The organism is Gordonia sp. YC-XJ4, assembly GCF_059511865.1.
The window spans coordinates 1201312-1226091 of record NZ_CM183447.1 but is presented as its reverse complement, the minus strand read 5'-3'; the positions used below and the strand labels follow the sequence as shown (position 1 = coordinate 1226091).

25 protein-coding genes are annotated in these 24780 nt (G+C 66.5%); 11 read left to right on the top strand and 14 right to left on the bottom strand.

Annotated elements, in window-relative coordinates:
- Window positions 1-147 precede the first annotated feature (147 nt).
- Entirely contained in the window at window positions 148-876 is a 729-nt protein-coding gene (locus AC5ZH6_RS05470; protein ID WP_035728842.1) for a TetR/AcrR family transcriptional regulator, read from the bottom strand.
- A gap of 80 nt (window positions 877-956) precedes the next feature.
- Between AC5ZH6_RS05470 and AC5ZH6_RS05465 the strand changes: the two genes are divergently transcribed.
- On the top strand, window positions 957-1499 hold the full coding sequence (locus tag AC5ZH6_RS05465; protein ID WP_006372693.1) for a hypothetical protein: 543 nt from the start codon (window positions 957-959) through the stop codon (window positions 1497-1499).
- A gap of 74 nt (window positions 1500-1573) precedes the next feature.
- Window positions 1574-2161, top strand: coding sequence for a hypothetical protein (locus AC5ZH6_RS05460; protein WP_496168595.1), 588 nt, complete (start codon window positions 1574-1576; stop codon window positions 2159-2161).
- Between the two features lie 9 nt (window positions 2162-2170).
- On the opposite strand, the gene AC5ZH6_RS05455 is transcribed toward AC5ZH6_RS05460, so the two are convergent.
- Window positions 2171-3871: an AMP-binding protein gene (locus AC5ZH6_RS05455; RefSeq protein ID WP_211542478.1), complete on the bottom strand. Its 1701-nt coding sequence runs from the start codon at window positions 3869-3871 to the stop codon at window positions 2171-2173.
- A gap of 189 nt (window positions 3872-4060) precedes the next feature.
- Here AC5ZH6_RS05455 and AC5ZH6_RS05450 point away from each other — a divergent pair, with 189 nt between their 5' ends.
- The 3 genes from AC5ZH6_RS05450 (at window position 4061) to AC5ZH6_RS05440 (ending at window position 8683) form a co-directional block, all read left to right on the top strand.
- On the top strand, window positions 4061-4909 hold the full coding sequence (locus AC5ZH6_RS05450) for a LuxR C-terminal-related transcriptional regulator (protein ID WP_006372696.1): 849 nt from the start codon (window positions 4061-4063) through the stop codon (window positions 4907-4909).
- A 130-nt stretch (window positions 4910-5039) separates the two neighbouring features.
- Window positions 5040-6575, top strand: a complete 1536-nt coding sequence (locus tag AC5ZH6_RS05445; RefSeq protein WP_496168593.1) for a hypothetical protein — start codon at window positions 5040-5042, stop codon at window positions 6573-6575.
- A gap of 53 nt (window positions 6576-6628) precedes the next feature.
- Window positions 6629-8683, top strand: coding sequence for an acyl-CoA dehydrogenase family protein (locus AC5ZH6_RS05440; RefSeq protein WP_211542482.1), 2055 nt, complete (start codon window positions 6629-6631; stop codon window positions 8681-8683).
- A gap of 12 nt (window positions 8684-8695) precedes the next feature.
- Here AC5ZH6_RS05440 and AC5ZH6_RS05435 read toward each other — a convergent pair whose 3' ends face one another.
- From AC5ZH6_RS05435 to AC5ZH6_RS05385, 11 genes are all read right to left on the bottom strand, one after another.
- On the bottom strand, window positions 8696-9220 hold the full coding sequence (locus AC5ZH6_RS05435; protein WP_276115022.1) for a DUF6328 family protein: 525 nt from the start codon (window positions 9218-9220) through the stop codon (window positions 8696-8698).
- A gap of 82 nt (window positions 9221-9302) precedes the next feature.
- Complete coding sequence (gene mce1N, locus AC5ZH6_RS05430) at window positions 9303-9989, bottom strand: transport-regulating membrane protein Mce1N (protein WP_020172267.1); 687 nt, start codon at window positions 9987-9989, stop codon at window positions 9303-9305.
- Window positions 9986-10462 (bottom strand): hypothetical protein, encoded by a 477-nt coding sequence (locus AC5ZH6_RS05425; RefSeq protein WP_043456275.1) that lies wholly within the window; start codon window positions 10460-10462, stop codon window positions 9986-9988. Before AC5ZH6_RS05425 ends, mce1N begins: the two co-directional genes overlap by 4 nt.
- Window positions 10449-11354 (bottom strand): hypothetical protein, encoded by a 906-nt coding sequence (locus tag AC5ZH6_RS05420; RefSeq protein ID WP_496168590.1) that lies wholly within the window; start codon window positions 11352-11354, stop codon window positions 10449-10451. Before AC5ZH6_RS05420 ends, AC5ZH6_RS05425 begins: the two co-directional genes overlap by 14 nt.
- A gap of 72 nt (window positions 11355-11426) precedes the next feature.
- A complete protein-coding gene (locus AC5ZH6_RS05415; RefSeq protein ID WP_496168588.1) occupies window positions 11427-12209 on the bottom strand; it encodes a nitrilase-related carbon-nitrogen hydrolase in 783 nt (260 codons plus the stop codon).
- A 14-nt stretch (window positions 12210-12223) separates the two neighbouring features.
- Window positions 12224-13336, bottom strand: coding sequence for an ester cyclase (locus AC5ZH6_RS05410; protein WP_240524110.1), 1113 nt, complete (start codon window positions 13334-13336; stop codon window positions 12224-12226).
- 98 nt (window positions 13337-13434) lie between these two features.
- On the bottom strand, window positions 13435-14766 hold the full coding sequence (gene hisD, locus AC5ZH6_RS05405; RefSeq protein ID WP_496168586.1) for a histidinol dehydrogenase: 1332 nt from the start codon (window positions 14764-14766) through the stop codon (window positions 13435-13437).
- 48 nt (window positions 14767-14814) lie between these two features.
- Window positions 14815-15816: an ABC transporter substrate-binding protein gene (locus AC5ZH6_RS05400; RefSeq protein ID WP_496168584.1), complete on the bottom strand. Its 1002-nt coding sequence runs from the start codon at window positions 15814-15816 to the stop codon at window positions 14815-14817.
- Between the two features lie 10 nt (window positions 15817-15826).
- Window positions 15827-16912, bottom strand: coding sequence for an ABC transporter permease (locus AC5ZH6_RS05395; protein ID WP_006372707.1), 1086 nt, complete (start codon window positions 16910-16912; stop codon window positions 15827-15829).
- Window positions 16912-17721, bottom strand: coding sequence for an ATP-binding cassette domain-containing protein (locus AC5ZH6_RS05390; protein ID WP_276115016.1), 810 nt, complete (start codon window positions 17719-17721; stop codon window positions 16912-16914). The genes AC5ZH6_RS05395 and AC5ZH6_RS05390 overlap by 1 nt, the downstream gene beginning before the upstream one ends.
- A gap of 279 nt (window positions 17722-18000) precedes the next feature.
- Window positions 18001-19008 (bottom strand): LacI family DNA-binding transcriptional regulator, encoded by a 1008-nt coding sequence (locus AC5ZH6_RS05385; RefSeq protein WP_496168582.1) that lies wholly within the window; start codon window positions 19006-19008, stop codon window positions 18001-18003.
- A gap of 314 nt (window positions 19009-19322) precedes the next feature.
- Between AC5ZH6_RS05385 and AC5ZH6_RS05380 the strand changes: the two genes are divergently transcribed.
- From AC5ZH6_RS05380 to AC5ZH6_RS05355, 6 genes are read left to right on the top strand one after another with little or no spacing between them, the layout of a single operon-like run.
- Window positions 19323-20456, top strand: coding sequence for a cupin domain-containing protein (locus AC5ZH6_RS05380; protein WP_496168580.1), 1134 nt, complete (start codon window positions 19323-19325; stop codon window positions 20454-20456).
- Complete coding sequence (locus AC5ZH6_RS05375) at window positions 20453-21157, top strand: alpha/beta fold hydrolase (protein WP_496168578.1); 705 nt, start codon at window positions 20453-20455, stop codon at window positions 21155-21157. The genes AC5ZH6_RS05380 and AC5ZH6_RS05375 overlap by 4 nt, the downstream gene beginning before the upstream one ends.
- Window positions 21157-21321, top strand: a complete 165-nt coding sequence (locus tag AC5ZH6_RS05370) for a hypothetical protein (RefSeq protein ID WP_496168576.1) — start codon at window positions 21157-21159, stop codon at window positions 21319-21321. The genes AC5ZH6_RS05375 and AC5ZH6_RS05370 overlap by 1 nt, the downstream gene beginning before the upstream one ends.
- 58 nt (window positions 21322-21379) lie before the next feature.
- A complete protein-coding gene (gene hisD, locus AC5ZH6_RS05365; protein WP_496168575.1) occupies window positions 21380-22201 on the top strand; it encodes a histidinol dehydrogenase in 822 nt (273 codons plus the stop codon).
- Window positions 22198-22989, top strand: a complete 792-nt coding sequence (locus AC5ZH6_RS05360) for an SDR family NAD(P)-dependent oxidoreductase (RefSeq protein WP_265077495.1) — start codon at window positions 22198-22200, stop codon at window positions 22987-22989. Before hisD (AC5ZH6_RS05365) ends, AC5ZH6_RS05360 begins: the two co-directional genes overlap by 4 nt.
- Window positions 22986-23744, top strand: a complete 759-nt coding sequence (locus AC5ZH6_RS05355) for an HpcH/HpaI aldolase family protein (RefSeq protein WP_006372714.1) — start codon at window positions 22986-22988, stop codon at window positions 23742-23744. Before AC5ZH6_RS05360 ends, AC5ZH6_RS05355 begins: the two co-directional genes overlap by 4 nt.
- A 58-nt stretch (window positions 23745-23802) precedes the next feature.
- Here AC5ZH6_RS05355 and hemB read toward each other — a convergent pair whose 3' ends face one another.
- Window positions 23803-24780, bottom strand: coding sequence for a porphobilinogen synthase (hemB, locus tag AC5ZH6_RS05350; protein WP_006372715.1), 978 nt, complete (start codon window positions 24778-24780; stop codon window positions 23803-23805).

Below are 24780 nucleotides of genomic sequence, written 5' to 3'. Positions count from 1 at the left end.
GGTGATCGATGCTCGTCGGGGTACCGGTCGTGCGACGGATGCGGGCACCACAGACGACGACACTGAGTGCCAGGATACTCCGTCGGTGGTGCAGATGTCGACACTACGTGCCACCCGTGTGGGCACACCGGCGTCGGTAGCGCGCCGTCAGGTCCGGCGAGATCGCTGGGCCCGGATCTCCTCGGCGACCGCACGGGCGATCTGATCGGCGCCCGCGTCGATCGGGTGGGTGACGACGGTGATCGCGGTACCGGCACCGTCGTCGCCGCCATCGTCGGCACCCAGTGCCAGCCGGATGCGTCGGAGTTCAGTACGAAGCGTGTTCACCGTGGCGTCGGCGTCGCCGCGGATCATCGACCGCAGCAGGTAGTTGTGCACCGAGGTCACCGCGGCGGCGAAGGCGACGATGCGCTCGGGCGACTCGTCGGGAAGGCGTCGGCGCAGGAACTCCTCGAAGACGCGCTGGTAGCGGTAGGTGGTGACGAGCTCGCGGTCGCGCAGTGCCGGTACCCGGGTGACCACGCGAAGCCGTCGGACGGCAAGGTCCCGGGTGGCGAGGAAGTGCGTGAAGACGATCTCGGCGGCGTCGCAGACGTCCGTCCACGGGTCCGGGCCGTCCACCGATTCGTCCGGCGCGAACTCGTCGGCGCCGAGACGTTCGGCAACCTGGGCGATCAGAGCCTCGTGATCGGCGAAGATCATGTCTTCCTTGGAGCGGAACTGTCGGAACAGCGTGCGTCGCGAGACCCCGGCGTCCGCGGCGATCTGATCGACGGTCGTCGACTCGTACCCGTACTCGCTGAAGAGCCGGATCGATGCCGCGACGACCTGGGTGCGCAGATCGACCGGATCGACCGTCGTGTCACTCGGTGCCATCTGTCCAGTATGGCGCGCGATGCCGCCCGCGCGACAGTCGACGGCTTGCGACAGCGGAAGCCGCCGGTACCATATTTCCCATGTCGAATCCTGAGTTCGTCGTACAGAATCCCGGGCACTGGGGTACGCCGACGACCCCGGCCCACCCGTCGACCATGGCGCCGCCCACCTTCCACGCGACGATTCCGGTGGACTCCCAGGTGCGCCGGCGCTTGACGCGGGCGACGTTGCTGACCCGGACCCACTGCAACCTCCTGGCGGGCCTGGCCGTCCTGATGCTGATCGTGCTGATCGGCCTCGCCCTCGTGTTCCCGTCCACCTCGAACCCGCTGGCACTTGCGCCCGTCCCGATCTTCGTGGTGGTCATCGTGGCGCTGCAGCCCTGGGTGTTGTGGCGACGAATGCTTCCCGACGGCTCCATGTTGTCGGCGGAGATCACGCACAGCCGGATACTCGTGGACTATGCGGGCCTGATCAACGGCATGCACATGACACGGATCAGCGGCGTCACCTGTCGCTACGACGTCGTGGTCCTGCGCACCGATCGCGGGCTCCGGATGACCGTGCCGGTGGAGCTGTTGCCGCCGCATCTCGCGGCGCAGTGGGCGTCCGGCGCTCGGTGAGGTCGGGCTCGGTAGGGTCATTCGGACCGCCGACCGGGGCGGCTTTTCGGGGCGGAATGCGGTCCAATCGTGATGTGGCCTCCCCGTTCTCACCGTCGTCGTCCTCGCCGCCGCTCTCACCGACCGCACCCCCGCCGTACGTGGGGGCCGGACCCGACAGGGTGCTGCGCGCAGAACTGATCGCCGACGACGCACTCGGTCCCCGACTGTGCCGGGGCGCCCTGCTCACGCCGGGATGGATGCTGCGGCAATCAGTGCCCGCCGCCGTCGGCGCGCTCGTCGCCGCAGTCGCCGCATCCTTCACCGACTCCTGGCCGCCGGCGGTGGTTACGGTGGTCGTGGTCCTCGGCCTGTTCCTGCTCGCCCAGGCCGCGATGCTCACGCTGGGCATCGTGCTGGGCCAACGCCGGATGCGTCGGATCATGCCCGCCGGGACACCGGTCGGCGCGGAGTTCACCCCGTTGAGGATCGGGCACCGGGTGGGAGCGACCTACTCGCAGATCCCGCTCGAGCGGTTCGACCGGGTCGTGATCAACTCGCGGGTGGTGCTGCTCTGCACGGGCCGGCGCACCGTCGTGCTGTTACCGCGGGAACTGGTGCCACCGCAGGTGATCGCCGATTACCGGGCCCGTTACCTGCGACGTGGATTCCGGCGCCGATGACCCCGATGCTCAGTCGTGCTGGGCGTCCTGACGCAACTCGAACTTGAGGACCTTGCCGGTGGAGGTGCGCGGTAGCTCGTCGGCGAAGACGATGTCGCGCGGCACCTTGTAGCCGGCCAGCAGGGTCCGGGCGTGCTCGATGAGCTCCTCGGCGCTCAGTTGCGCCTCGGGAGTGAGCAGGACGTAGGCGCGCGGGCGCTCACCCCACTTCTCGTCCGGGACGCCGATGACGGCGACGTCGAGGACCGAATCATGGCTCACCAGAGCCTGTTCGACCTCGATGGTGGAGATGTTCTCGCCGCCGGAGATGATGATGTCCTTGGCTCGATCGCGCAGCTGGATGTACCCGTCGGGATGCATCACCCCGAGATCGCCGGTGTGAAACCAGCCGCCGGCGAACGCCTCCCGGGTTGCGGCCGGATCCCGGAAGTAGCCGGCCATCACGTTGTTGCCGCGTAACACGATCTCGCCCATGGTTTCTCCGTCGGCGGGTACGTCGACGAGCGGCAGGACATCGCGTTTGACGACGCGCGCCGCCTCGGCCTGCACCATGCCGACGCCTTGTCGGGAGAGTTTCGCCGCGCGCGCATCGGCGGGCAATTCGGCCCAGGCGTCCTGGAATTCGCAGATCGTGTACGGGCCGTAGACCTCGGTGAGGCCGTAGACGTGAACCACGGTGATACCGAGCGCCTCGAGCTGACCGATGACGGTCGGGCTCGGTGGCGCACCCGCGGTGGTGATGTGCAGGGGCCGGTCGAGGCGATGTGCGCGAGGCGATCCCGCGATCGTCGTACACACCGTGGGTGCCCCGCACAGGTGGGTGATGCCGAGATCGTCGATGGCGTCCCACACGGCGTCGGCACGGACCGCACGCAGACACACGTGGGTCGCCGATGCCTGGGTGACCGCCCACGGGGTGCACCAGCCGTTGCAGTGGAACATCGGCAGCGTCCACAGATAGCGGCTGTGGCCGGTGAACTGGTTGTGGAAGGTCTCGCCGAAGGAGTTCAGGTATGCCCCGCGGTGGGTGTACATGACGCCCTTGGGTTTTCCGGTGGTCCCCGAGGTGTAGTTGATGGTGATGACGGTGTCCTCGTCGTCGACGGTCCACGGGATGGGGTCCTGCTCGACGTCGGGACCGTCGGCGAGGGCCAGGAAATCGGCATAGGTCTGCAGGCCGGTGATCCCCGACGCGCCGACATCGCCCATCGTCGGACCGAATTCGGGGTCGGTGATCTCGACGGTGGTGGCCACCTCGGGGACCTCGTCGGCGATGAGCGAAACGGTGTGCCGGAATTCGGCGTCGAAGAACAGCGTGGTGACGCCCGCGTGATTGAGAATGTAGACCAGTTCGGGTCCGGCCAGGCGGGAGTTGAGCGCGACGAGCACACCGCCGGCCAGCGGGACCGCGTAGTGCGCGACGAGCATCTCCGGGATGTTGGGTGCGAGATAGGCGATCCGCTCACCGCGCGCGATCCGGCTCTTGAGAACCCGGGCGAGGCGCTGCACCTCGTCGGCGAACTCCGCGTAACTCGCGCGACGATCCCCGTAGATGATCGCGGTGCGGTCGCCGAACACCGTTGCGCTGCGTTCAAGGAATCGCAGCGGACTCAGTTCGGACCGGTTGGCGCTGCCACAATCGATCCGGCCGAAGTCGGCGTCGAGCGCCAGGGCCTCGGCAAGGGTCGTATCGGTGTCCGAGACAGACATCGTCTCCTCCAGATCGTCGTGCCGCGGCCGATGCGAACACGGGTGAGGGCCGCGACGTTTGTCGTCCTCCGAGCGTATGGATCACACTAGTGCCGGCACCACCCCCGAAAGTAGGTGGTTTCGGCCCCGATGGCGATGTCGGGCCGACACGTACCGGTGGCAAAGACAAGGGGCGAGGAGGAGAGGACCATGGTCACCGATCCCCGGCGTCCCGACGACGCCGATGCGGTGCGCGCCGAGTTGCGCGGGGTGCATCGGACGACGGGCCTGCCGGTGCTGTTCGGCGGGCTCGTGGACGGTCCGGGCGCGCTGCTGTCGGGTTTCGTCGGGACCCGCACCGCGCTGCTGCGTGATCTCCTGATCGGTTCCGACCGTGGGCTCGGCGGACGGACCATCGTCGAGCGCCGCCCCGGCGCCGTCGCCGACTACTTCCACTCCACCGAGATCACCCACGACTACGACCGCGAGGTGTCCGGGGAGGGCATCGAATCGTTGGTGGCCGCTCCCGCGGTGGTCGGCGGGCGCACCCGGGCGGTTCTCTACGGCGGGCTGCGCGCACCCGAGCGCATCGGGGATCGGATCGTCGCGCGGGTCGCGGTGGGCGCTCGCCGACTCGCACACGAGATCGAGGTCCGTGACGACGTCGATCGTCGCGTGAAACAGATTGAGACACAGAGCGATCCGACGACGGTGCCGGCGTCGGTGGCCGATGGGATCATCGAAAGTTATCTGGCGCTGCGGGAGATCGCGGACACCACCACCGATCCCGCACTGGCCGAACGGTTGCGCGGCGTCGAGAGGCGTCTACGCGGGCTGGGATCAGGGGCCGAATCGAGCACGGCGGTCTCGTTGTCGACCCGCGAGACCGACGTGTTGGCGCACCTCGCACTCGGCTGCAGCAATGCCGAGATCGCCGATCGGTTGTCGTTGCGGCCGGAGACGATCAAGGGGTACGTGGGCAATCTGATGCGCAAACTCGAAGTACACAATCGTCGCGAAGCGGTGGTGCGGGCGCGGCGAATCGGCTTGCTGCCCTGAGGCAGCCGTCGACGCACTTCGGCATCGGCGACGACTGTCGGTTTCCTGGCAATGTGGCCCCGGGGGTGGCCGGAACCGGCTGTATGTGCCTACGGTGCGAGGAGGCCGGGGAAGGCACGAGGGGGCACACGTGGGGTACACATCCGCGGCCGAGGATCGATCGGGGCAGGCGGCCGGGCGCATACTGGCGGCGGTGTCGACGGCACTGATCGGAGCGGGAATCGCTTCCGCGGCAACGTATGTTCCGCCGCCCACACCGACCGCCGAAGCGACTCCCGAGGCGTCGACCGTCGCAATTCGACTGACCGCGGACTCGGTGGCGAACATTCCGGCGAACCTGGCGCAGACGATCGCCAACATGGCGGCCTACGAGTATCAGGGCGTGAACCTGACCACTGCGGCACTGGAGGATTCGGGCAACTGGTGGCTCTACATCCCCACCAACGTCGTCGGATTCGACGAGCAGGACAAAGAGAAGCTCAAGGGTATGACCCTGATGATGGTGCCGATTCCGTTGGTGGCACAGGCGAATTACGATCAATGGTGGCTGTCGCTGGCGGCGTTCGCGCCGATGACCCCGGACTGTACGGGCATTCCGGGCCCCTGCTCGGACGTCTTCTATTTCACCCAATATGGGCAGGTTCCGACGTGGCGGCTGGTTCTCGGGTACACCTTTCCCACGACCCGCAACACCATCGACCCGACGGATCAGACATACACGACCGCAGACGGCCGGGTCGTCGACATCCAACCGGACTGGTCGGGCAAAACGTACCGCCTCGAACCGTTCGGGCCATGGAAGGCCATCTGGCAGACCCTCACCCAGACCCCGACCGGCTACGTCGCGGCGCCGTCGGGTAGCCAATGGGCCACGGCGTTGACCGCGCTGGGCGCGGCAACCTGGGAGTCGCTCGACCCGATGGTGCCGGGCACCTACTGCCTGCCCTGCCAGATCGGCGGCGCCGCGATCGGCGCGCCGGACTCGCTTCCGAAGATCTACCTGTTCGGCAGGTACTACACGTTGTTCGACTTCGGGCAGCCGCTCACCGCGCACGACTGGGTGACCAATCGCCCCGACTACGACGAGGCGACGCGCCCGGATCATGCGGTCACCTACAACATCTGGACCAAGCAGTCCCAGCAACAGATCGGTGCCGACCTCGCCGCGGCCACCACTCCGCAGGCGTTGCGGGCCAGTGTCGCGCAGTTCGACGCGACCCTGCAGGCGGTGCGCGCCCAGCTCGGGGAGAACATCGCCGCCAACATCAAGGGACTCGAGCAGGCCCTTCCGGTGGCCGCGGGGTCGGGACGGCAACTGCTCGACTCGATCGCCGATTCGTTTGCGCCACAGCCACCTGCGCGCGCGGCGGCCACACAGGTCACGGTGAGCGCCGACCGGGCACTGCACGGTACCGGTGCCCCGACCACACCCGCCCGGGCCGCCGCCCGGCCTTCGGCCGTCCCGACTCGTGCGGCGAGCGACCCGGCCACCATTCCCGGGCAGGTGGCCGCCGACCTCGCCCGCGGGACGCCCGCGGCGGCGGTGACCACCGTCGTCGACGGCGTCCGCGCGGCGTTGCGCCCGCCTGCCACACCCGGTGGCGCAGGCGGCAGGCATCGGATGCCGGAACCGGTCGCGCGACCGGCGCACGCCGTCGGCGCGTGAGATCGCACACCAAACCACCCATCTCGGCCGCGCGGGGTCCGTACCGTGGAGCCATGTCCACACCCACGCAATCGCCGACCGCGAACCCCGACGACACCACGAGCAGTCGCAGCACCGCGGCGTCGACGGACGTCGACGTCCCGGGCCGTGAGGAATCGACCGAACTCGATCAGGCGACCCGCGAGTTGCTCGTCGATGGCCTGCGACGCACGCTCGACGGCCGTTGGCGCGCCACCCGCGACAGTGTGCGCGAACGCGCCAACCGTTCCGACCTGCTGCCCGACCCGTCGCGCACCCTCGACGAGGCACGTGCCCGCGTGCTCGAGGAGATGCGCGAACTGTCCTCGCAGGGATTCGCGGCGGCCGGTTTCGCAAGTGATCACGGCGGCACCGGTGACGTGGGCGCGTCGATCACCGCCATCGAGATGCTCGGCTACGCCGATCTGTCGCTGATGGTGAAGGCCGGCGTGCAATGGGGACTGTTCGGCGGGGCCGTGGAGAACCTCGGCACCAAGCGCCACCACGACAAGTACGTCTCCGACATCATCAGCCTCGATCTGCTCGGCTGCTTCGCGATGACCGAGACCGGCCACGGCTCGAACGTGCAGGCGTTGGAGACGACCGCCACCTACGACCCGCAGACGCAGGAGTTCGTCATCGACTCCCCCACCCCGTCGGCGCGCAAGGACTACATCGGCGGTGCCGCGCAGCACGCGCGGCTGGCCGCGGTCTTCGCCCAGCTGATCACGGCCGGGCCGGGCCAGGAGCCGGAAAGCCATGGGGTGCACTGCTTTGTGGTGCCGATCCGCGACGACAACGGTGACGACCTGCCGGGTGTGACGACCAGCGACTGCGGTTACAAGGGCGGACTGGCCGGCGTCGACAACGGCCGAATCCTGTTCGACCACGTCCGGATTCCTGCGGAAAACCTCCTCAATCGCTACGCCGACGTCGAGGCCGACGGCACCTACCGCTCCCCCATCGAGAACCCGAATCGGCGGTTCTTCACCATGCTCGGCACCCTGATCCGAGGTCGGGTCTCGGTGGCGGCGACCGCAGGTGCGGCCGGACGCAAGGCGCTGGCGCTCGCCACGAAGTACGGGACGGTCCGCAAACAGTTCGAGGCACCCGGCGCCGACGACGAGATCACCGTGCTCGACTATCTGGGCCATCAGCGAAAACTGTTGCCGCTCATCGCGAAATCGTATGCCATCACGTTCACACAGAACGAGCTGGTCGCCGAGCTGCACGAGGTGCAATCGGCCGCACCCGACGATTCCGACGCCGGACGTCAGCGCCAGCTCGAGAGTTCGGCGGCCGGGTTGAAGGCCTACGGCACCTGGCACGCATCGCACGCGATCAACGTCAGCCGCGAAGCCTGTGGCGGCGCAGGCTATCTCGACGAGAACCAGCTCTCGATCATGCGTGGTGACATCGACGTGTTCACCACCTTCGAGGGTGACAACACGGTCCTCACCCAGCTGGTCGCCAAGGAGTTGCTCTCCGCCTACGCCGATGACGTGCAGGGTCTCTCGGCCGGCGGGTGGGTGCGATTCATCGCCGGTATGGCGCGCGATGTCGTCGTCGAGAAAACCGCTGCGCGACAGGTGATCCAAACCCTGTTGGAGAGCTCCGACGAGGACACCGAGAAGTCGACGCTGACCGATCGCGGCACACAGATCCGCTTGTTCCGCAACCGTGAGGACCACCTCGTCCGCACCTGTGCGCAGCGGTTACGGCGGGCCACCGACGACGACAACGACGCCTTCGAGGTGTTCAACAACGCCCAGGATCATCTGTTGAAGGTCGGCCGGGTACACACCGAGCGAGTGGTGCTCGAATCGTTCATCGAGGCGATCAACGACTGCGACTCGAAAGCCGCCGCCGAACTGCTCGGCAAGGTCTGCGATCTGTTCGTCTACTCGGCGCTCGAGGACGACCTGGCATGGTTCCTGATGCACCGGCACGTGTCGGTGGAGCGCGCCAAGGCGATCCGGCGCGGCGTCAACGAACTGTGTCTTGAATTGCGGCCCTACGCAGACGTTCTCGTCGATGCCTTCGGCATCCCGGAGAACCTCCTGGTGGCGCCGATGATCGAGAACGGGTAGTACCGCAGCGCATTACGGTCGGTGGCGCGCGTCCGATGGGGGGTCATCTGCGCGCACGCGCAGCGCGAACGGGAACACCAGCCAGAGGCACGCGAACATCACCAGGGTGGCAGCACCGGCCAGGATGCCGGGAGCCGTACCGGCGGTCGCCCCGAAGACGACGACCATCGCGCCGGCCAACGCCAGTCCGAGCAGGACGAGACCGACCAGGGCCAGGCGATGTGCGCTGGTGACGATGACGTCGAGCCGATGGCGGCGGAACAGCGCCCGGTGCAGTGCGACGGGGGCCGCCAACGCGATCGCGGCCGCCATCGCCAGCGACACGGTGATCAGATAGGTAACCCGCATACCGTCGTCGAGTTCGGAAAACCGGCTCTGAAACGGCAGCGTCAGCAGGAAACCGGTGAGGATCTGCACACCGGTTTGCACCACGCGCAACTCCTGCAGCAGCGCCGACCAGTTGCGGTCGAGACGTTCGGTCGTCGTCTCCGAACGCTGCTCGCGGTTCCATTCGTCGTCGGTTGGGTGCGGGCTCACCGATCCATGGTCGCATTGGGGCCTGCGGCCGGGCGTTGCATTGCGGCCTGCGGCCGGGCGTTGCATTGCGGCCTGCGGCCGGTCAGTCCGTGGCGGAGCCCCGCGGTGGCAGGCCGAGCGCGACCGCGGTGTGAGCCTCGGTGAGCTCACGCCGGAACCTCTGCACGTCCCGCGCCCACGCCTGGGCGAGCGAACCGTCGGCGAGTTTGAGTCCGACACCGCGCCGACGACGAGGGACACCGTGAAGTTCGCCCAGGGCACGAGCGCTCTCCCAATCCTTGGCGTCGGGGCCGTTGTTCTCGGGGTAGATGGTATCGATCTCGTCGAGTGCGATGATCCGAACACCTTGTCGCAGAGTCAGTTCGGTGAGTTCGACGGACACATGCCTGCGCGCGGCGATCACCTGCACGACCGAGAAGCCGATGATGATCAACCCGAAGATGATCAGCACCGGCCAGTGCACCTGCCCGGGGCCGCTGATCTCCATCGCGAGGACCGCCCCGATCAGCACCGGACCGATGGCCACCACCCACCAGCTTCCGCCGGGCTCGTAGAAGAGCACCTCGCCGCGATCCTCGGGGATGGGATGGGGATCGGGTTCGGCGGACTCGGGTTCGGCGGACTCGGACTCGGGGGTGGCGGGCTCGGGAGACTCTGCTTCATCGGACGACTCGGTCGCGTCGGCCACCGGTGCATCGGCGCCCGCGTCGGGCACGTCGGTCTCGGTCTCGGCGGGGTCGTCGTCGGGAGCGGGCGAACGATCGGTCACCGTCCCGACCGTCCACGTTTCTTGCCCGCGGACTTCGACGTCTGAGCTTTCTGTGCCTGCCCCTTCTTGATGTCGGCCGGGTTCTTGCCGGTGAACCAGGCGTCGCCTTCGGGGCGGTACGCCAGCAGAGAGCCGAACAGACCGATGACCGCTGCCAGCAGCGCGAACGCGAGGAGGGACTCCAGGAAGCTCAGGATGAGCAGCATGATGACCGCCACCAGGGTCAGCGCGGCCAGCGACGAGCGCCAGCGCTCGTCACCGGTGTAGGCCTTGGTGCCGATGAATGCCTCGGCGGCGCCGATCGCCGCGATCAGGACACCGATACCGACCGGCAGCAGAGTCGGACCGGGCACGATCACCGCCAGCACGGCGTAGACAACGCCCAGGATCACCAACAGCGCACCGGCCAGCAACCAGCAGCGATACGCCCAGACCACGACGCGAGGGCGTTGGGCGGGATCAGGTTTCGTCACGGTGGCGCTGTCCTTTGTCGAGCGAGACGGTGTCGTCGGGGTGGTTGTCGTTGTTGCGGTGGTTGTCGGATGTGTTGTCGGGCGTATCGACGCCACGCTTGGCGGAGTCGGGCGCCGAGGGATTCGGCGGCGAGGGATTCGGGGTCGAGGGATTCGGGGTCGAGGGGTTCGGCGGGTAGCCGTTCGACGGCGGGTACTGGCCCGGCGTCGGATAACCCGGAGGCGGATATCCCTGAGAGGGCGGGTAGCCCTGCGTCGGCGGGTAGCCCTGCGTCGGTGGATAGCCCTGCTGGGGTGGATAACCAGGCGTCGGTGGGTACGGACCGAACCTCGGCACCGGTGGATACGGCGTGCCGACCATCCGGGGTGCACGGCGGTACTGCGCCATCTTCTTGCAGTAGGTGTCGGACTCGCGACGCAGCAACAGCACCACAGCACCCAGGGCGGCCACGCCACCGATCACGTTGGGGATCATCGCCCAGCGCGGCGCAACATCGCCGAACAGGGTGAAGAACATGCTGATCACCAGATACAGGCTGATCGCGCCGAGGATGAAGCGCGCCCAGTTGTAGCCCTTGCGCGTGAGGATCAGCAGCGCCACCGCGACGCCGATCTCGATGATCGTGGTGACCACGACGACGCCGACGATCACACCGCCGGAGGTGATCATGTCGTACTCGGCGGAACCCGGGGTGTAGCTCTGCTTTGCGACCTGGTGATACATGTCGCGGGTGGCCCCGAAGGTGGCGATGACGGTGACGACGTGCGCAACGATCACCACGAGCCACAGCTCGGAGGCGATCACGATCGACTCGACGAGCTTCGGTTTCGCACCCTCCGGGGAGTCGGGCTGCGGCCCGGTGCCGTGGCCCGGGTCGATGGATGCTGACATGGGTACCAGGGTAGTTAACCGTTCGGGGCCGTGCGGTGGCGCAGGATCAACTCCGAGAAGAGCCGGGTCCGATCATGTCGCGTAGACGTCGGGCCGGCGATCGCCGAGCGCATCCGCCAGACCGGCCAGCCTCTTGTCTCTCGCTTCCCGGAGATCGACATCGGCGATCACCAACTCGCTGCCCCGCGCACCGGCCAGCGGCCATCCCTCGTGGCCCACGATCACCGTCCCCTCGGTCCACTCCTGGCCGCGCTCGGCACCCGACCGATCGCAGCACGCGACGAACACCCGGTTGATGCGGGCGGTCGCCATGGCGATCACCTGCTCGGGCGGTCGCTCCCCGACCGGCCGCTGTACCAAGGGCCAGTTCACCGGAGCCAGCAGCACATCGGCCCCGGCCAGAACGGTCTTCCGGGTCAGTTCCGGGAACTCGAGGTCATAGCAGATCATCACACCGATACGGCCGTGCCGGGTGTCGAGTACCGGGGGCGCCAGCGATCCGGCAATGAAAAACCGCTTCTCGGTGTTCCACAGATGCACCTTGCGGTACACACGGCGAACCTCACCGCCGTCGAGAATCGCGACCGAGTTGTGCAGCGAGCCGTCGCCTCCCACTTCGGCGAACCCGACCACCACGGTGGTGTCGCCGGCCATCAGCGCCCAACGCGCGAGGATGTCGGCGTCGGCGTGCAAGGCAACGCCTCGGGCCTCGTCCCCCGACTCGAACACATACCCGGATGTGGCCAGTTCGGGGAGCACGGCGATGTCGGCACCAGCCGACACCGCCGTCGCGATCCCGTCCTCGATCAGCACGCAGTTCTGCTCGAACCGCCCGACGTCCGGCGCCAAGGGCACACAGACGATCCGGGTCACAGATCCGCGTGCTGATCGTCGCGCACCAGTTGGGCCAGAACGTCGAATTCGTTGAAGAGGTTCCACTCCTCGACGATCTGACGATCCTTGATGTAGAGCTGTGTGATCCCCCAGAGGTGTGCACGTCGCCCCGTCGGCGTGCCGTACAACGCGTACCCGCGATGGGTGCCCGCCCCGACCCACCGGAGCATCACCCGGTACCCGTCGGCGTCGTTACCCATCCAGTACACCTCGTCGACAGCTACCCCGAGGTCGGGAAAGGTCGATAGCAAGCTGCGCGCGAAGGCGCGGACATCACCGCGACCGCGACCCACGCGGTTGGTTGTGCCGTTCCACAAGACGGTTGGCGCGTAGGCCCGGTCGACGGCGCTGAGGTCACGCCGGTTGTACATGTCGTGCCAGAGTGCCCTGACCATGTGCTCCACGTCGAAGCCACGATCGTCACTCGGCTTCGGGTAGGGCACCGGCTTACGTCCACCACGCAGGCGGTCCACCTCGGTGATGTCGCGCTCGCTCAGGGGCGCGAGTCCGCCCTCGTTGGCATAGGTCCGGGCGGCTTCCACGACGTCGATTCCCAAAGCCGCCAACCGTGCGGCCGTGTTGTAGAGCACCCACTCCTCGACGATCTCGTTCTCCCGCACCAAGCAGTTCGCAATCACCCAAGTCTGCACCTTGCGACCGGTCGGCGGGCCCCACCGCCATGGTCCGGTGTGGTGACCGATGTTGATCGCGCGGTGGCTGGTCACGAAACCCTGATCTTCATCTCCGGCCCAGATGACGTCGTCGGCGTAGTGGCGGGTATCGGGAAAAGCGTTGATCGAGTGCAGAGTGCCCTCGACGAGCGCCTCGACGCCGTACTGCAGGCCGCTGTCGGTGTGCAGTCGACAGCCCGGCGCGTAGGTGTCATAGATGTAGCCGACGTCTTGGTCCTCCCAGATGCGATGGGTGATCCGGACGATGTAGTCGACGATGTCGACATAGGTGTCCTCGAAACCCCGCATGGGTTGTCGGCGCTCTCCGCGCGGATGGCCGTCGATGTCGGCTCCGTTGGCCGGGCGAAGCGCAATGGTGAAGTCTCCGGGCATCTTCCGGGCGACCGGCGAGGTCATGATGTCCCCTTTCGGGAGGTGTCGCGTGGCCGACTCGACGAGGGTGGTGCCGTCCTGTTCGGTGTCGGACAGAGGGTTCGTTCCGTTCTTCGACATTCTCACTTGGCCGCCGATTTGCGCCAGGCATTGAGTCGGATGGTCGCCGTGGCCTCGTGGGCGGCCATCCCCTCGTAGTGCGCGATCGTCTCCACAGCACCTGCAGCGGACGGGGTCGCCTCCCGGGAAACACGTTGATAAGTAAGCGGTTTCAGGTATCGCGACACCGACAGTCCTGCGCTGTGACGGGCTCCGCCCGCGGTCGGCAGCACGTGGTTGGTGCCGGCCATGCCTTTGTCGGAGTAGGCAACCGTGCTCCACGGGCCGAGGAAGATCGACCCGTAATTGCGTAGATTGTCGTGGTAGTAGTCGTCGTCTGCGGTCTGGATCTCGAGGTGTTCGGGGGCAAGATCGTCCATCAGCGCAATCGCGGTCTCCCGGTCCTGCGCCCAGGTGACCGATCCGTGATCGCGCCAGGCGGGTCCGGCGATCTCGGCTGTCTTGAGTTCGGCGAGCTGCGCCTGCACCTGCGCGATCACCTCGTGGGCGAGTTCTTCGGAGGTGGTGACCAGGGCCGCAGGCGATTCCGTGCCGTGCTCGGCCTGCCCGAGCAGGTCTGCGGCCACCGTCGCCGCGTCTGCGGTCTCGTCGGCGATCACCGCCACCTCCGACGGACCGGCCAGTAGATCGATCGCGACCGTGCCGAACAACTGTCGCTTTGCCTCGGCGACATAGGCATTGCCCGCACCGACGATCATGTCGACGGGATGATCACCGAGGAGACCGAACGCCATGGCCGCGAGGGCTTGCACACCGCCGAGAACGAAGACCTGATCGGCACCGGACAGATACGCCGAGTACAGCACGGCCGGATCGGCGGTACCGTCACGACGTGGTGGGGTGCAGGCCACGACGGTCGGCACGTCTGCGACCTTGGCCACCCCGACGGTCATGAAGGCGCCGGCCAGCAACGGGAATCGGCCCGCCGGAACGTAGGCGCCGACCCGGGAGATCGGTACGTATCGCTGCCCGGTGACGAGCCCCTCCGCCAACTGGATCTCGAAATCGACCAGATGCGACCGGCTTTCGCGAGCAAAGGCCTTGGTGCGTTCCGAGCCCAGCTCGAGCGCGGTGCGCAATTCAGTCGGTAGGCTCTCGCCGGCCGCGGCGAGGTCGGCGGCGGACACGAGAAAGTCGGGTGCGTCGTAACCGTCGAGGTCTGCCGCGTATCGGCGGACCGCGTCGATTCCTCCCTTCTCGATGCTGGACAGCATCGTCGAGACGGTCTCGATGACCTTCGGGTCACGCTGTGCGGCAGGATGATCCAGCTCAGGTTGCTTGATGAACCGGAACCGGCCGTCGAGTTCGGCGAGGCGGGCCGGAGTGAACTTCATGAGGTGTGTTCCTTCGTTGGTGGTCGGGTCGGGAGCGCCGATCGGCGATCAGCAGTGGGTTTTGTACAAATGGGAGGCGACGGCCGGCGTGGTGAGGTTGTCCGGCGTGGCGACAGCGAACGTCGGTCGCTGGTCACGCGGGACCGGCCGCCCTTCGATCGCGGCCACAGCCGAATCGATGCCGAGACGTCCGGCCGATATCGGGTCCTGCAGGATGGTGGCCTCGATCTGACCGGCTTTCAGGGCGTCGATGATGGGATCGGAGACGTCGAATCCGACGAGCTTGACCTTGTTCGTCTTGCCGACCTCTCGGAGCCCTGTGATGGCACCGGCGGTGTTGTTGGTCGATTGTGCATAGATGCCTGCGAGATTCGGATTCGAGCTGGCGAGGGTCGCTGCGATCTGCGCAGCATTCGCCTGTGAGTTCTCGCTGTACTGGACTCCGATGAAGTGAATTCCCGGATATTTGGCGATCGCATCGACGAATCCCTGACGTCGCGCCTCCGCCACCACCGAGCCCGACGCACTGTCGATGTCGACGACGTCGCCCTTACCGCCGATCAGCTGTGCCATCTTCTCGCCGGCCATCTGCCCGCCCTTGTAGTTGTCGGACTCGATGTTGGTCAGTGCGATCGACTTGTCGGTGAGGTCTCCGTCGATGGTGATGACCTTGATGCCGTCGCGTTTGGCCTGGAGCAGAGGAGCGATCATGGCCTTCGGACTCGTGACCGCGATCATGATGGCCGCGGGTTTGCTCGCGGAGACCGCTTCCACGATCTGGGTTTGCAGAGGTACCGAGAATTCTGCTGCCCCTTGGGTCGCGTAGTCGATCCCGACCTGCTGTGCACGCTGGGCGGCTCCGCAGGACACGCTGGTGTAGAACGGGTTGCCGGTCAGGCCGGGGATGTAGACCACACGTTTGCCTGCGGGCTGACCGGTGGGTGTTGCCGAGGACTGACCCCCGCAGGCGGCGAGCAGAACGGTGAGCGCGCCGGCCAGGATCATCGCAGCGGCGACCTGCGTGCGCCGCATGGCTGTCTGCCGAGTCATGCCGATCGCCCTACCCGCGCTCACGGCTGCGCCGCTTGAGCTGGTCGATGTATACCGCGACGATGAGGATGAATCCGATCGCGACCTGTTGCCAGAACGGCTGGACGTTGATGATCGTGAAACCGTTGATGAGCATCGTCGAGATGAAGATGCCGATGACTGCGCCGCCGACCGTTCCGATACCGCCGAAGAGACTGATACCGCCGAGGACGACACCGGTGATGACCGCCAGGAAGTCGGTGGTGTGGCCGGACAGGGTGGTGGTGTCGAACCGAATCAGCGACAGCATCCCGGCGAGACCGGCGAGCAACCCGCTCAGCGCATAGAGCTTGATCAGGTGCCGATCGACGTGGATACCGGCGCGGCGAGCAGCCTCCTCATTGGAACCGACAACGTAGGTGTGCCGCCCGAAACGGGTGAAGGCGAGAACCGCAGCGCCGAGGACGACGACGATGACCGCAACCCAGATCAGGGGACTCAGACCGAGCACTCGACTGGTGGTCAGCGAGATCATCGAGGTCGGAAGATCACTGATGTCGTTGCCGTCGACGAGGAGATTGGCCAACCCCAGGACGGCCCCGAGGGTGCCCAGCGTGGTGATCAGTGCGGGCACACGGAGTTTGGTGATACACAACCCGTTGAAGATTCCCCAACCGATTCCGCACGCCAGGGCGACCACGGTTCCCACGACCACCGTGAAGGCGTTGTCGGTGCCCATCGCCGTCATGACCTTGGCCGCGGCGACGTTGGCGAAGACCAACACCGACCCGATGGACAGGTCGATACCGCCGGCAACCATGACGAAGGTGACGCCGACCGCGAGGACGAGCAGCGTCGAGCCATCGGTGAGGATGTTGCGCACGTTGATGAACGTCGGGAAGGCATCGGGCGCGAGGAGGCTGAAGGCGATGAACAGCAGTACCATCACGCCAAACATGTACGCGGGCGTCGAGGTCTTCAGTTTCCGGAGAATCCGTTGTGCGCGAAGGCCGTTCGTCCCGTTGAGCTCCGGGATGTCGGTGGTGACCACGGCCTCACCCACTCCGGCGGGAGTGGTGGCCTTCGACGTGGCGGGTGCAGTATTCTGGGTGCTCATCACGCAACTCCGTCCAGTGCGCCGGTCATGGCCCCCACGAGATCATCGACGTCGCACTCGTTCGCGGTGAGGTCGGCGACCCGCCGCCCCAGCCGGAGAACCTGTACGCGGTCGGCGACCTCGAGGACTTCGGGCATGTTGTGACTGATGAACACCACCGCGATCCCGGTGTCGGCGACCCGTCGGATCAGTTGCAAGACTTTCCGGGTCTGCACAACGCCCAGTGCTGCCGTGGGTTCGTCCATGAAGACCAAGTGCCGCGCCCACATTGCCGACCGGCAGATTGCGACCGATTGACGCTGCCCACCCGACAGTGCGGCGATCGGTGCGTCGAGGTCTTTGAGTTCGGTTCCGAGAGAACGGAATGCATCCCTGGCACGCGTTCGCATCGTGGCCTTGTCGAGGACACCGAGCCGACCGAGCACACCGGGCTTGAGGAGTTCCCGTCCGATGAAGGCGTTGTCCGCGGCACTGAGTTCAGGAGCCAGGGCAAGGTCCTGATAAACCGTCTCGATCCCGAGTTCCCGTGCGTGCAAAGGGGAGTCGATGGTGGTCGGCCTACCGTTGAGCAACAATTCGCCACTGTCGGGTGCAACGACCCCCGACAGCGTCTTGACCAGAGTGCTCTTACCGGCGCCGTTGTCGCCGATCAGCGCGGTGACCTCACCGGGATAGACCGTGAAGTCAACGCCACGAAGAACCTCGACATGGCCGTAGCTCTTGCAGAGGGCCTTGGCCTCGAGCAGCGGGGTTCTCGTGATCGGACTCGGGGAGGGTGGGGGTGTGGCGGGTGGCGGTGTGGAGATCATGGACTCACCTTTCGAAGTGTGCCGCGCCTCGTGAGGCGGCGGCCGACGTCCGGATGACTGTGGGCGAACCGGCGGGCACCGCGGTGGACACAGTGCGGACGGCCGGTGTGACGGGCGTCTCAACGAGAGAGTGTATACGTATGAATCGAACGCACGCAAGGGCTGATCACGAATTCCCCGAACATCGAAGCAATAGCGATCTACCTGTACTTCTCAACGAAAGAGGCTTGCCTTCACAGGCGGTGCGCCAGGCACATACGCATGTGTCAGATTGCCTTCTCAGCGCTGCGTAGCAGGCCCGGTGGTCCGACGCGCGACGAGAGTTGGCACCGACACAATCCGTCGCGGCGGACCGGCTTGTCCGTCGGCGGTGAGCCGATCGACGAGCAATCGAGCGGCCGAGGCCGCCATCTCGGCCAGATCATGACCGATTGTCGTGAGTTCGAAGACCTCCCACGAGGCCATCGGGATGTCATCGAAGCCGATCACGCTGATCTCGCCCGGCACGTCGACCCCCGCCGCGATCGCGGCGTTGAGAGCGCCGATGGCGACCACATCATTGCCGCAGAAGACCGCTGTGGGCCGCGATTCCATCGACAGCAGACGCAGCATCTCCCGATGGCCGGTGTCGAAATCGAAGGGTCCGTGACTACTGAGTCCGGAGGGAATCCCGATGCCTGCATCGGCAAGCGCAAGCCGAAATCCCTGCTCGCGATCGCGACCGGTACTCGTGTCCTCCGGCCCGAAGATCCCCGCGATACGACGATGTCCGAGCGTGACGAGATGCTCCGCGGCAGACCTGCCACCTGCGGCATTGTCGACGACCGCAGCATCGCCGAGACCCGTTCCCGACTCGCGGTTCAAACACACGAACGGCACCCCCCGCCGGGCCAACTCGGCCGGTAGTGGTGATCCGATCGTCGTCGTCAGCAACACGACCCCATCGACCGACCCATCCACCAGGTGCTCGACCGCCGACAAGCTGTCGGACCGCTCGGTGAATGCCATGACGCGATAACCGAGTGCGCCGAGTTCGTCGTGAAGAGGTCCGATGAGCTGCGGATAAAACGGGTTGGTCAGATCCGTGACGACGATGCCGATCCGTCGCGTGGTCCGCGTGACCAAACTCCGACCCGCTTCACTGGGTACATATCCCAGGGCCGCGACCGCCTCGGCCACCCGCTTCTTGGTCGCCTCGGCCACTCGCGGGTCACCGCGCAGGGCACGTGACACCGTCGGCTGGGACACGCCGGCGAGCCTCGCCACGTCGCGACTCGTGATGGCCATGACACTCCTCGAAACAATCTCTGTCGTCGGTGCACGCGAATGAATTGCTTATGCGGTGCAAGCCTACCCACACCTTCGGCGACAACAGGCCTACGACCCGTCCCTTCTCCGACCGAAGCCAAAACTCGTGCACATCAGTTTCTTTGAGCCGAACCCGCACCGATTCCGGGCTTGGGGGTTGACGCGGGCACCATCTCAGCGCAACAATGCATACGTATAAATCATCGCTTGCCGAGTAATCTCACCCCCGGCTCGACAAGACGCCTCCGTCCACCTCCGGGCACAACCGATCACGATCGAATGGGAGCCACACCATGTCCACCGAACTCGTCGTCAGTGACGAGGAGCTGCGTCGGCGCACGATCCTGCGCACCGATTTCGTCTCCTGCAACCAGGCATTCATCGACTGCCGCACTCCCGGCTCCGACCAGAAGCGCAACTACTCGATGATCGGGCGCGGCGTGAGCCAGAATGCCGGCCAGGTGGTGAATCTGACCGAGCCGCACGGATTCCAGATCGGCGCGGCCGCCATGCCCCGGGGGGTTACCAACAATCTGCACCTGCACTTCACCGCCGAGGTCTTCCTGTGCTTCCAGGGGGAGTACCTCCTGAGATGGGGCGCTGATGGCTCGGAGGGCGAGCTCGTCCTCCGCGAAGGTCAGATCGCGTCGATTCCCACGTGGATCTTCCGGGGTTTCACCAACATCGGCCCCGACGACGGCATTCTGTTCACCGTCCTCGGCATGGACCGCACCGGTGGGATCATCTGGGGCCCCTCGGTTCTCGAGGAGGCCAAGGGCCATGGACTGTATCTCACCGCGGACGGTCGCCTCGTCGACACCGTCGCAGGCGATCCGCTCCCCGACGACAGTGAACTCGTCACCCCGCTGACCCCGCACCAGATCGATTCCCTGCCAAAGTATTCGGTGGATCAGATGGCCGCTCGGATCGCCACGCCCGAAAACATCACCTGGTCGAACCGGGCATTCCTGGACTCGGCTCTGCCGGGTGGCAGCACCGAACTGGGATCGGTGATCGGATTCGGCATGACCGAGGACCGCGATCAGCTTCCGCGAATAGTCCATCCTCACGGTCATTCGGTTTCATGGCTCAGAGCTGTTCGCGGGCAGGGTATCTCGATGCATCGGCACTCGCAGAGCACGGTCCTGATGGTGTACAGCGGCGAATGGGAGGTCACCGTCAATCGCGGACCGGACACCCGATCGGTTCGTCTCGCCGAGTGGGACATGCTCTCGGTGCCGCCCAATGCGTTTCGGGAGATCCGCAGCGTCGGTGCGGACACCGGCATGTTGTTGATGGTGACCAGCGGCGACGGCCGCGTCCGCATCGAGTGGGACGACGAGGTCGTCAAGGCCGCCGGGGACGCGGGACTGGCCATCGATCCCAATGGGTATGTGGCTCCGGCAGATCTGGTGCCCTCCCCATGACCGGTCCCCCCGTCATCCTCATCCCCGGCATGCTGTGCGACGAAGAGACGTGGATCGACATCGCCCCGGCCCTCGGAGCGCACTCCCTCCCACCACTGACCCGCCCAACAATCGCCGGCATGGCAGACGAGGTTCTCGACACCGCACCGAATACCTTCGTCCTCGCTGGGCTGAGCCTCGGTGCGATCGTCGGATTCGAGATACTCCGGCGAGCCCCACACCGAGTCATCGGATTCTGCGCCATCTCCACCAACGCCTCCGCACCGACACCCCACCAACTGTCCGCGTGGCGCTCGCACGCCGCTCGTACCGTCGCAGGTGATTTCGAGACAATCGTGCGCGAGGACATCGCGCCCACCATGTTCGCCGACGCCCGTCCGAGCCGTGCACAGGTCGAGCGGTTCGTCGAGATGGCACGTCGGGTCGGACCGACAACGTTCCGCGCGCAACTGGCCGCCCAGTCGACTCGATCCGACGCACTCGCACATCTGACGAGGGTGCACCGTCCCACCCTGGTGATCTCTGCCTCCCACGACGTGCTCTGCCCTCCGCGTTATCACCAGCGGATCGCCGATGCCGTCCCCGGCGCCCGGCTGGCGTCCGTCGATGCCGGACATCTGTGCACCTGGGACCGCCCCGACCGACTGGCACAACTCATCCGCAGTCACCTCACCGATTCCCCAGAACTACAGGAGATCTGATGCCTACCATAGTGAAATCCCCGACAGCCCAGCCCAACCCGCGAGCGGACCGCACCGAGGTGAGCAGCCGCGTCACCGCGATCCTCGACGACATCCGTGATCGCGGCGACGCCGCCGTTCGTGAATGGTCGGCAACCTTCGATCACTGGACGCCGGAGAACTAGCGTCGCCGCATGCACCCCTCCGATCCGTGGTGAGATCCCAGCCGCGACCGTAGCAGCGATGCACCTCGCGGGCGCGGACGAGATCTACCTTCTCGGTGGAGTTCAGGCGGTCGGGGCCCTGGCCGCCGGAACCGAGACGATCGAGCGGGTCGATCTGATCGCCGGACCGGGCAATGCCTATGTGGCCGAGGCAAAGCGCCAGCTGTTCGGCGAGATCGGCATCGACCTGTTCGCCGGTCCCACCGAGATCCTCGTCATCGCCGACGAGACCGCCGACCCCTTTGTCGTGGCGGTCGATCTGCTGTCGCAGGCCGAGCACGGGCCGGATTCGCCCGCGGTACTCGTCACCACGTCGGCAGACCTCGGTGCCCGGGTCGTCGACCACATCGACAAGCTACTGGTCGACATGCCCACCAAGGACTTCGCCGAGCCCGCCTGGCGCAACCACGGCGAGGTCATCATCGTCGACGATCTCGCGGAGGCGTACACCGTTGCCGACGCCCGCGCGAGCGAGCACGTCGAAGTACTCACCGCCGAACCGCGCGAGGCCCTGACAACCATGCGCAACTACGGCGGGTTGTTCCTCGGCGAGGGGACGTGTGTCTCTTACGGCGACAAAGTCATCGGCACGAATCACGTACTGCCCACGCGCGGTGCTGCCCGCTACACCGGCGGCCTGTGGGTGGGTAAGTACCTCAAGACCGTCACGTACTCAGAGGTGCGCAACACCGACTCGAGTGCGCACCTCGGTGAGGTCTGCGGGCGCGCGGCGCGCGTCGAGCTGTTCGAGGGCCATGCTCGTTCGGGCGACGTCCGCGCCGCCAAGTACACCGGCGTGGAACTGCCCTGGTCGAACGCCCTGAGCGCGGCGACCCGATGACGGTCGCCTCCGAGAATCGGCCGGCGCAGACCGCGGTGGCCGGCCGGACCGCATTGGTCACCGGCGGCGGGAGCGGCCTCGGAGCGGCCATCGCATGCGCCCTCGCCGCCTACGGGGCGCAGGTCGTCGTGACCGGACGGGACCCGGCTGCACTCGATGCGGTCACCACGCGCCATCCGCTGATCCGGCGCACCACGACCTGCGATGTCTCCGATCCACTCCAGGTCACCCGGCTCGGTGCCGAGCTCGCCGACACCGAGGTGTCGATCCTGATCAACAACGCCGGCGTCGCAGGACCCGTCGCCGATCTCGTCGACGTCGCCGTCGACGACTGGGACGAGGTGTTCGCGGTGAATGTGCGCGGCACCTACCTCGTGTGCCGTGAATTCCTGCCGGGGATGATCGCCAGGGCTCATGGGGACGTCATCAATCTCGCATCCGTGTCGGGGAAGCGACCCCTGACCGGACGCACCCCCTACTGTGCGTCGAAGATGGCGGTCATCGGACTGACGAGCACATTGGCCACGGAGGTGGGGCCCTACGGTGTCCGCGTCAACTCACTGTCCCCGGGTCCCGTCGACGGCCCGCGCATGCACCGGAACTTCTCGAGGGAAGCGGAGCGCACCGGCATGAGTTACGCCGAGGCGCAGGCAAACTTCGTCTCGCGAGCCGCGTTGGGGCGCATGGTGACCGAAGACGAGGTCGCCGCTTCGGTGATTGCGATGCTCACGATGTCGGGGCTGTGTGGCGCCGACATCGATTTGTCGGCAGGGATGGTGGCCCGATGAGCCGGCCGACACTCAAGAGTCGTCTGCAGGCAGGTGAGCAGGTCGTCGGTGTGCTCACCCGCATGCCTTCGGAGGAACTCGTCGAGATGGCTGCTGTCGCCGGGATGGATTACATCCTCATCGATTGTGAACACGGTCCCGCCGACCAGGTACAGCTGCGAGCCCACATCACCGCGGCGCAGGTGCACGGGGTCGATGTGCTGGTCCGGGTGGGTCAGCACGAGACCGCACTCATCCAACGCGTCCTCGATCTGGGGGCTTCCGGAGTGGTGGTGCCGCACGTCGACACGGCGGAGCACGCGCGCGCGGTGGTCACCGCCACCCGGTATCCACCGGTCGGTGATCGTGGATTCGCCACCTACGGTCGGGCCGGGCGATTCGGCACGGTCAGCGCAGGCGAGCATCTGCACGCCGACGCCGACACGACGTTGACGATCGTGATGATCGAATCCCGTGCGGGCTGCGCGAGCGCCCCGGAGATCCTGGCGGTGGCAGGAATCGACGGTGTGCTCTGCGGGCCCGCGGATCTCGCGATCTCGATGGGCCTCGAATCCAGCGCTGATCCGGCGCTCGCCGCTGAACTCGACCGGATCCATCGGTCGGTTGCCGACGCAGGTCGTCTGCGGATGGACATCGTCGGCGGTGCCGAGCAGGTACGGACGTCACTGGAAGCAGGCGCAAGCATGGTGGTGGTGAATCTGACGCACGCACTGATGGCTCTACTCGGCGACCTCGTCGCACCGCGCGACCGGTAACCACGGGTGAACCGCAGGTCCTGCCGTGGCGTACTCACGGCAGGACCGGAGAGCGCGCTCAACCCAACCGCGCGGCAACCTCCGCGGCCCAATAGGTCAGGATGATCTTGGCGCCCGCACGTCGGATCGAGGTGAGCGACTCCAGAATCGCGGCATCGCGGTCGATCCAGCCGCGTTCGGCGGCGGCGGTGATCATCGAATACTCACCCGAGATCTGGTAGGCGGCAACGGGAACGTCGGATATCTCGGCGACGTCGCGGACGATGTCGAGGTAGCTCATCGCCGGCTTCACCATGACGATGTCGGCGCCCTCGTCGAGGTCGAGTCGCACCTCGCGCAACGCCTCGATCCGGTTGGCACCGTCCTGCTGATAGGTTCGCCGATCACCCTGCAGTGACGACCCCACCGCCTCACGGAACGGCCCGTAGAACGCCGACGCGTACTTGGCGGCGTAGGCGAGAATGCCGGTGTCGGTGAAGCCCTCCGCGTCGAGCGCCTCACGGATGGCCGCGACCTGACCGTCCATCATCCCGCTCGGCCCGAGCAGATGAGCACCGGATCGGGCCTGCGCCAACGACATCGACACGTACCGCTCGAGCGTGGCGTCGTTGTCGACCCGACCCGACTCGTCCAGGACGCCGCAGTGGCCGTGGTCGGTGAACTCGTCGAGACACGTGTCGGCCATCAGCACGGTGCGATCACCGAGATCCGACCGCAGCTCCGACAGCGCGCGGTTGAGCACACCGTCGGGGTCGTCGGCACCCGAACCCACGGCATCCTTGTCACCGGCCGCGGGCACCCCGAACAGCATCAACCCACCGACGCCGGCGCGCACCGCCTCGTCGGCCGCCTTGCGCAGCGAGTCGAGGGTGTGTTGGACCACGCCCGGCATGGACGTGATCTCACGCGGGGCGTCAATGCCGACGGCGACGAACATCGGCAGCACGAGATCGCTTGGCGCGAGCGTGGTCTCGGCGACGAGACGACGCATCGCGGCACTGGTGCGCAGTCGGCGGGGACGGATCACCGGGGCCAT

Coding starts and splice junctions, on each gene's coding strand:
- AC5ZH6_RS05470 (WP_035728842.1), bottom strand. CDS start 876: ATGGCACCGAGTGACACGACGGTCGATCCGGTCGATCTGCGCACCCAG.
- AC5ZH6_RS05465 (WP_006372693.1), top strand. CDS start 957: ATGTCGAATCCTGAGTTCGTCGTACAGAATCCCGGGCACTGGGGTACG.
- AC5ZH6_RS05455 (WP_211542478.1), bottom strand. CDS start 3,871: ATGTCTGTCTCGGACACCGATACGACCCTTGCCGAGGCCCTGGCGCTC.
- AC5ZH6_RS05450 (WP_006372696.1), top strand. CDS start 4,061: ATGGTCACCGATCCCCGGCGTCCCGACGACGCCGATGCGGTGCGCGCC.
- AC5ZH6_RS05440 (WP_211542482.1), top strand. CDS start 6,629: ATGTCCACACCCACGCAATCGCCGACCGCGAACCCCGACGACACCACG.
- AC5ZH6_RS05420 (WP_496168590.1), bottom strand. CDS start 11,354: ATGTCAGCATCCATCGACCCGGGCCACGGCACCGGGCCGCAGCCCGAC.
- AC5ZH6_RS05410 (WP_240524110.1), bottom strand. CDS start 13,336: ATGACCTCGCCGGTCGCCCGGAAGATGCCCGGAGACTTCACCATTGCG.
- hisD (WP_496168586.1), bottom strand. CDS start 14,766: ATGAAGTTCACTCCGGCCCGCCTCGCCGAACTCGACGGCCGGTTCCGG.
- AC5ZH6_RS05400 (WP_496168584.1), bottom strand. CDS start 15,816: ATGACTCGGCAGACAGCCATGCGGCGCACGCAGGTCGCCGCTGCGATG.
- AC5ZH6_RS05395 (WP_006372707.1), bottom strand. CDS start 16,912: ATGAGCACCCAGAATACTGCACCCGCCACGTCGAAGGCCACCACTCCC.
- AC5ZH6_RS05390 (WP_276115016.1), bottom strand. CDS start 17,721: ATGATCTCCACACCGCCACCCGCCACACCCCCACCCTCCCCGAGTCCG.
- AC5ZH6_RS05385 (WP_496168582.1), bottom strand. CDS start 19,008: ATGGCCATCACGAGTCGCGACGTGGCGAGGCTCGCCGGCGTGTCCCAG.
- AC5ZH6_RS05380 (WP_496168580.1), top strand. CDS start 19,323: ATGTCCACCGAACTCGTCGTCAGTGACGAGGAGCTGCGTCGGCGCACG.
- AC5ZH6_RS05375 (WP_496168578.1), top strand. CDS start 20,453: ATGACCGGTCCCCCCGTCATCCTCATCCCCGGCATGCTGTGCGACGAA.
- AC5ZH6_RS05370 (WP_496168576.1), top strand. CDS start 21,157: ATGCCTACCATAGTGAAATCCCCGACAGCCCAGCCCAACCCGCGAGCG.
- hisD (WP_496168575.1), top strand. CDS start 21,380: ATGCACCTCGCGGGCGCGGACGAGATCTACCTTCTCGGTGGAGTTCAG.
- AC5ZH6_RS05360 (WP_265077495.1), top strand. CDS start 22,198: ATGACGGTCGCCTCCGAGAATCGGCCGGCGCAGACCGCGGTGGCCGGC.
- AC5ZH6_RS05355 (WP_006372714.1), top strand. CDS start 22,986: ATGAGCCGGCCGACACTCAAGAGTCGTCTGCAGGCAGGTGAGCAGGTC.
- hemB (WP_006372715.1), bottom strand. CDS start 24,780: ATGGCCCCGGTGATCCGTCCCCGCCGACTGCGCACCAGTGCCGCGATG.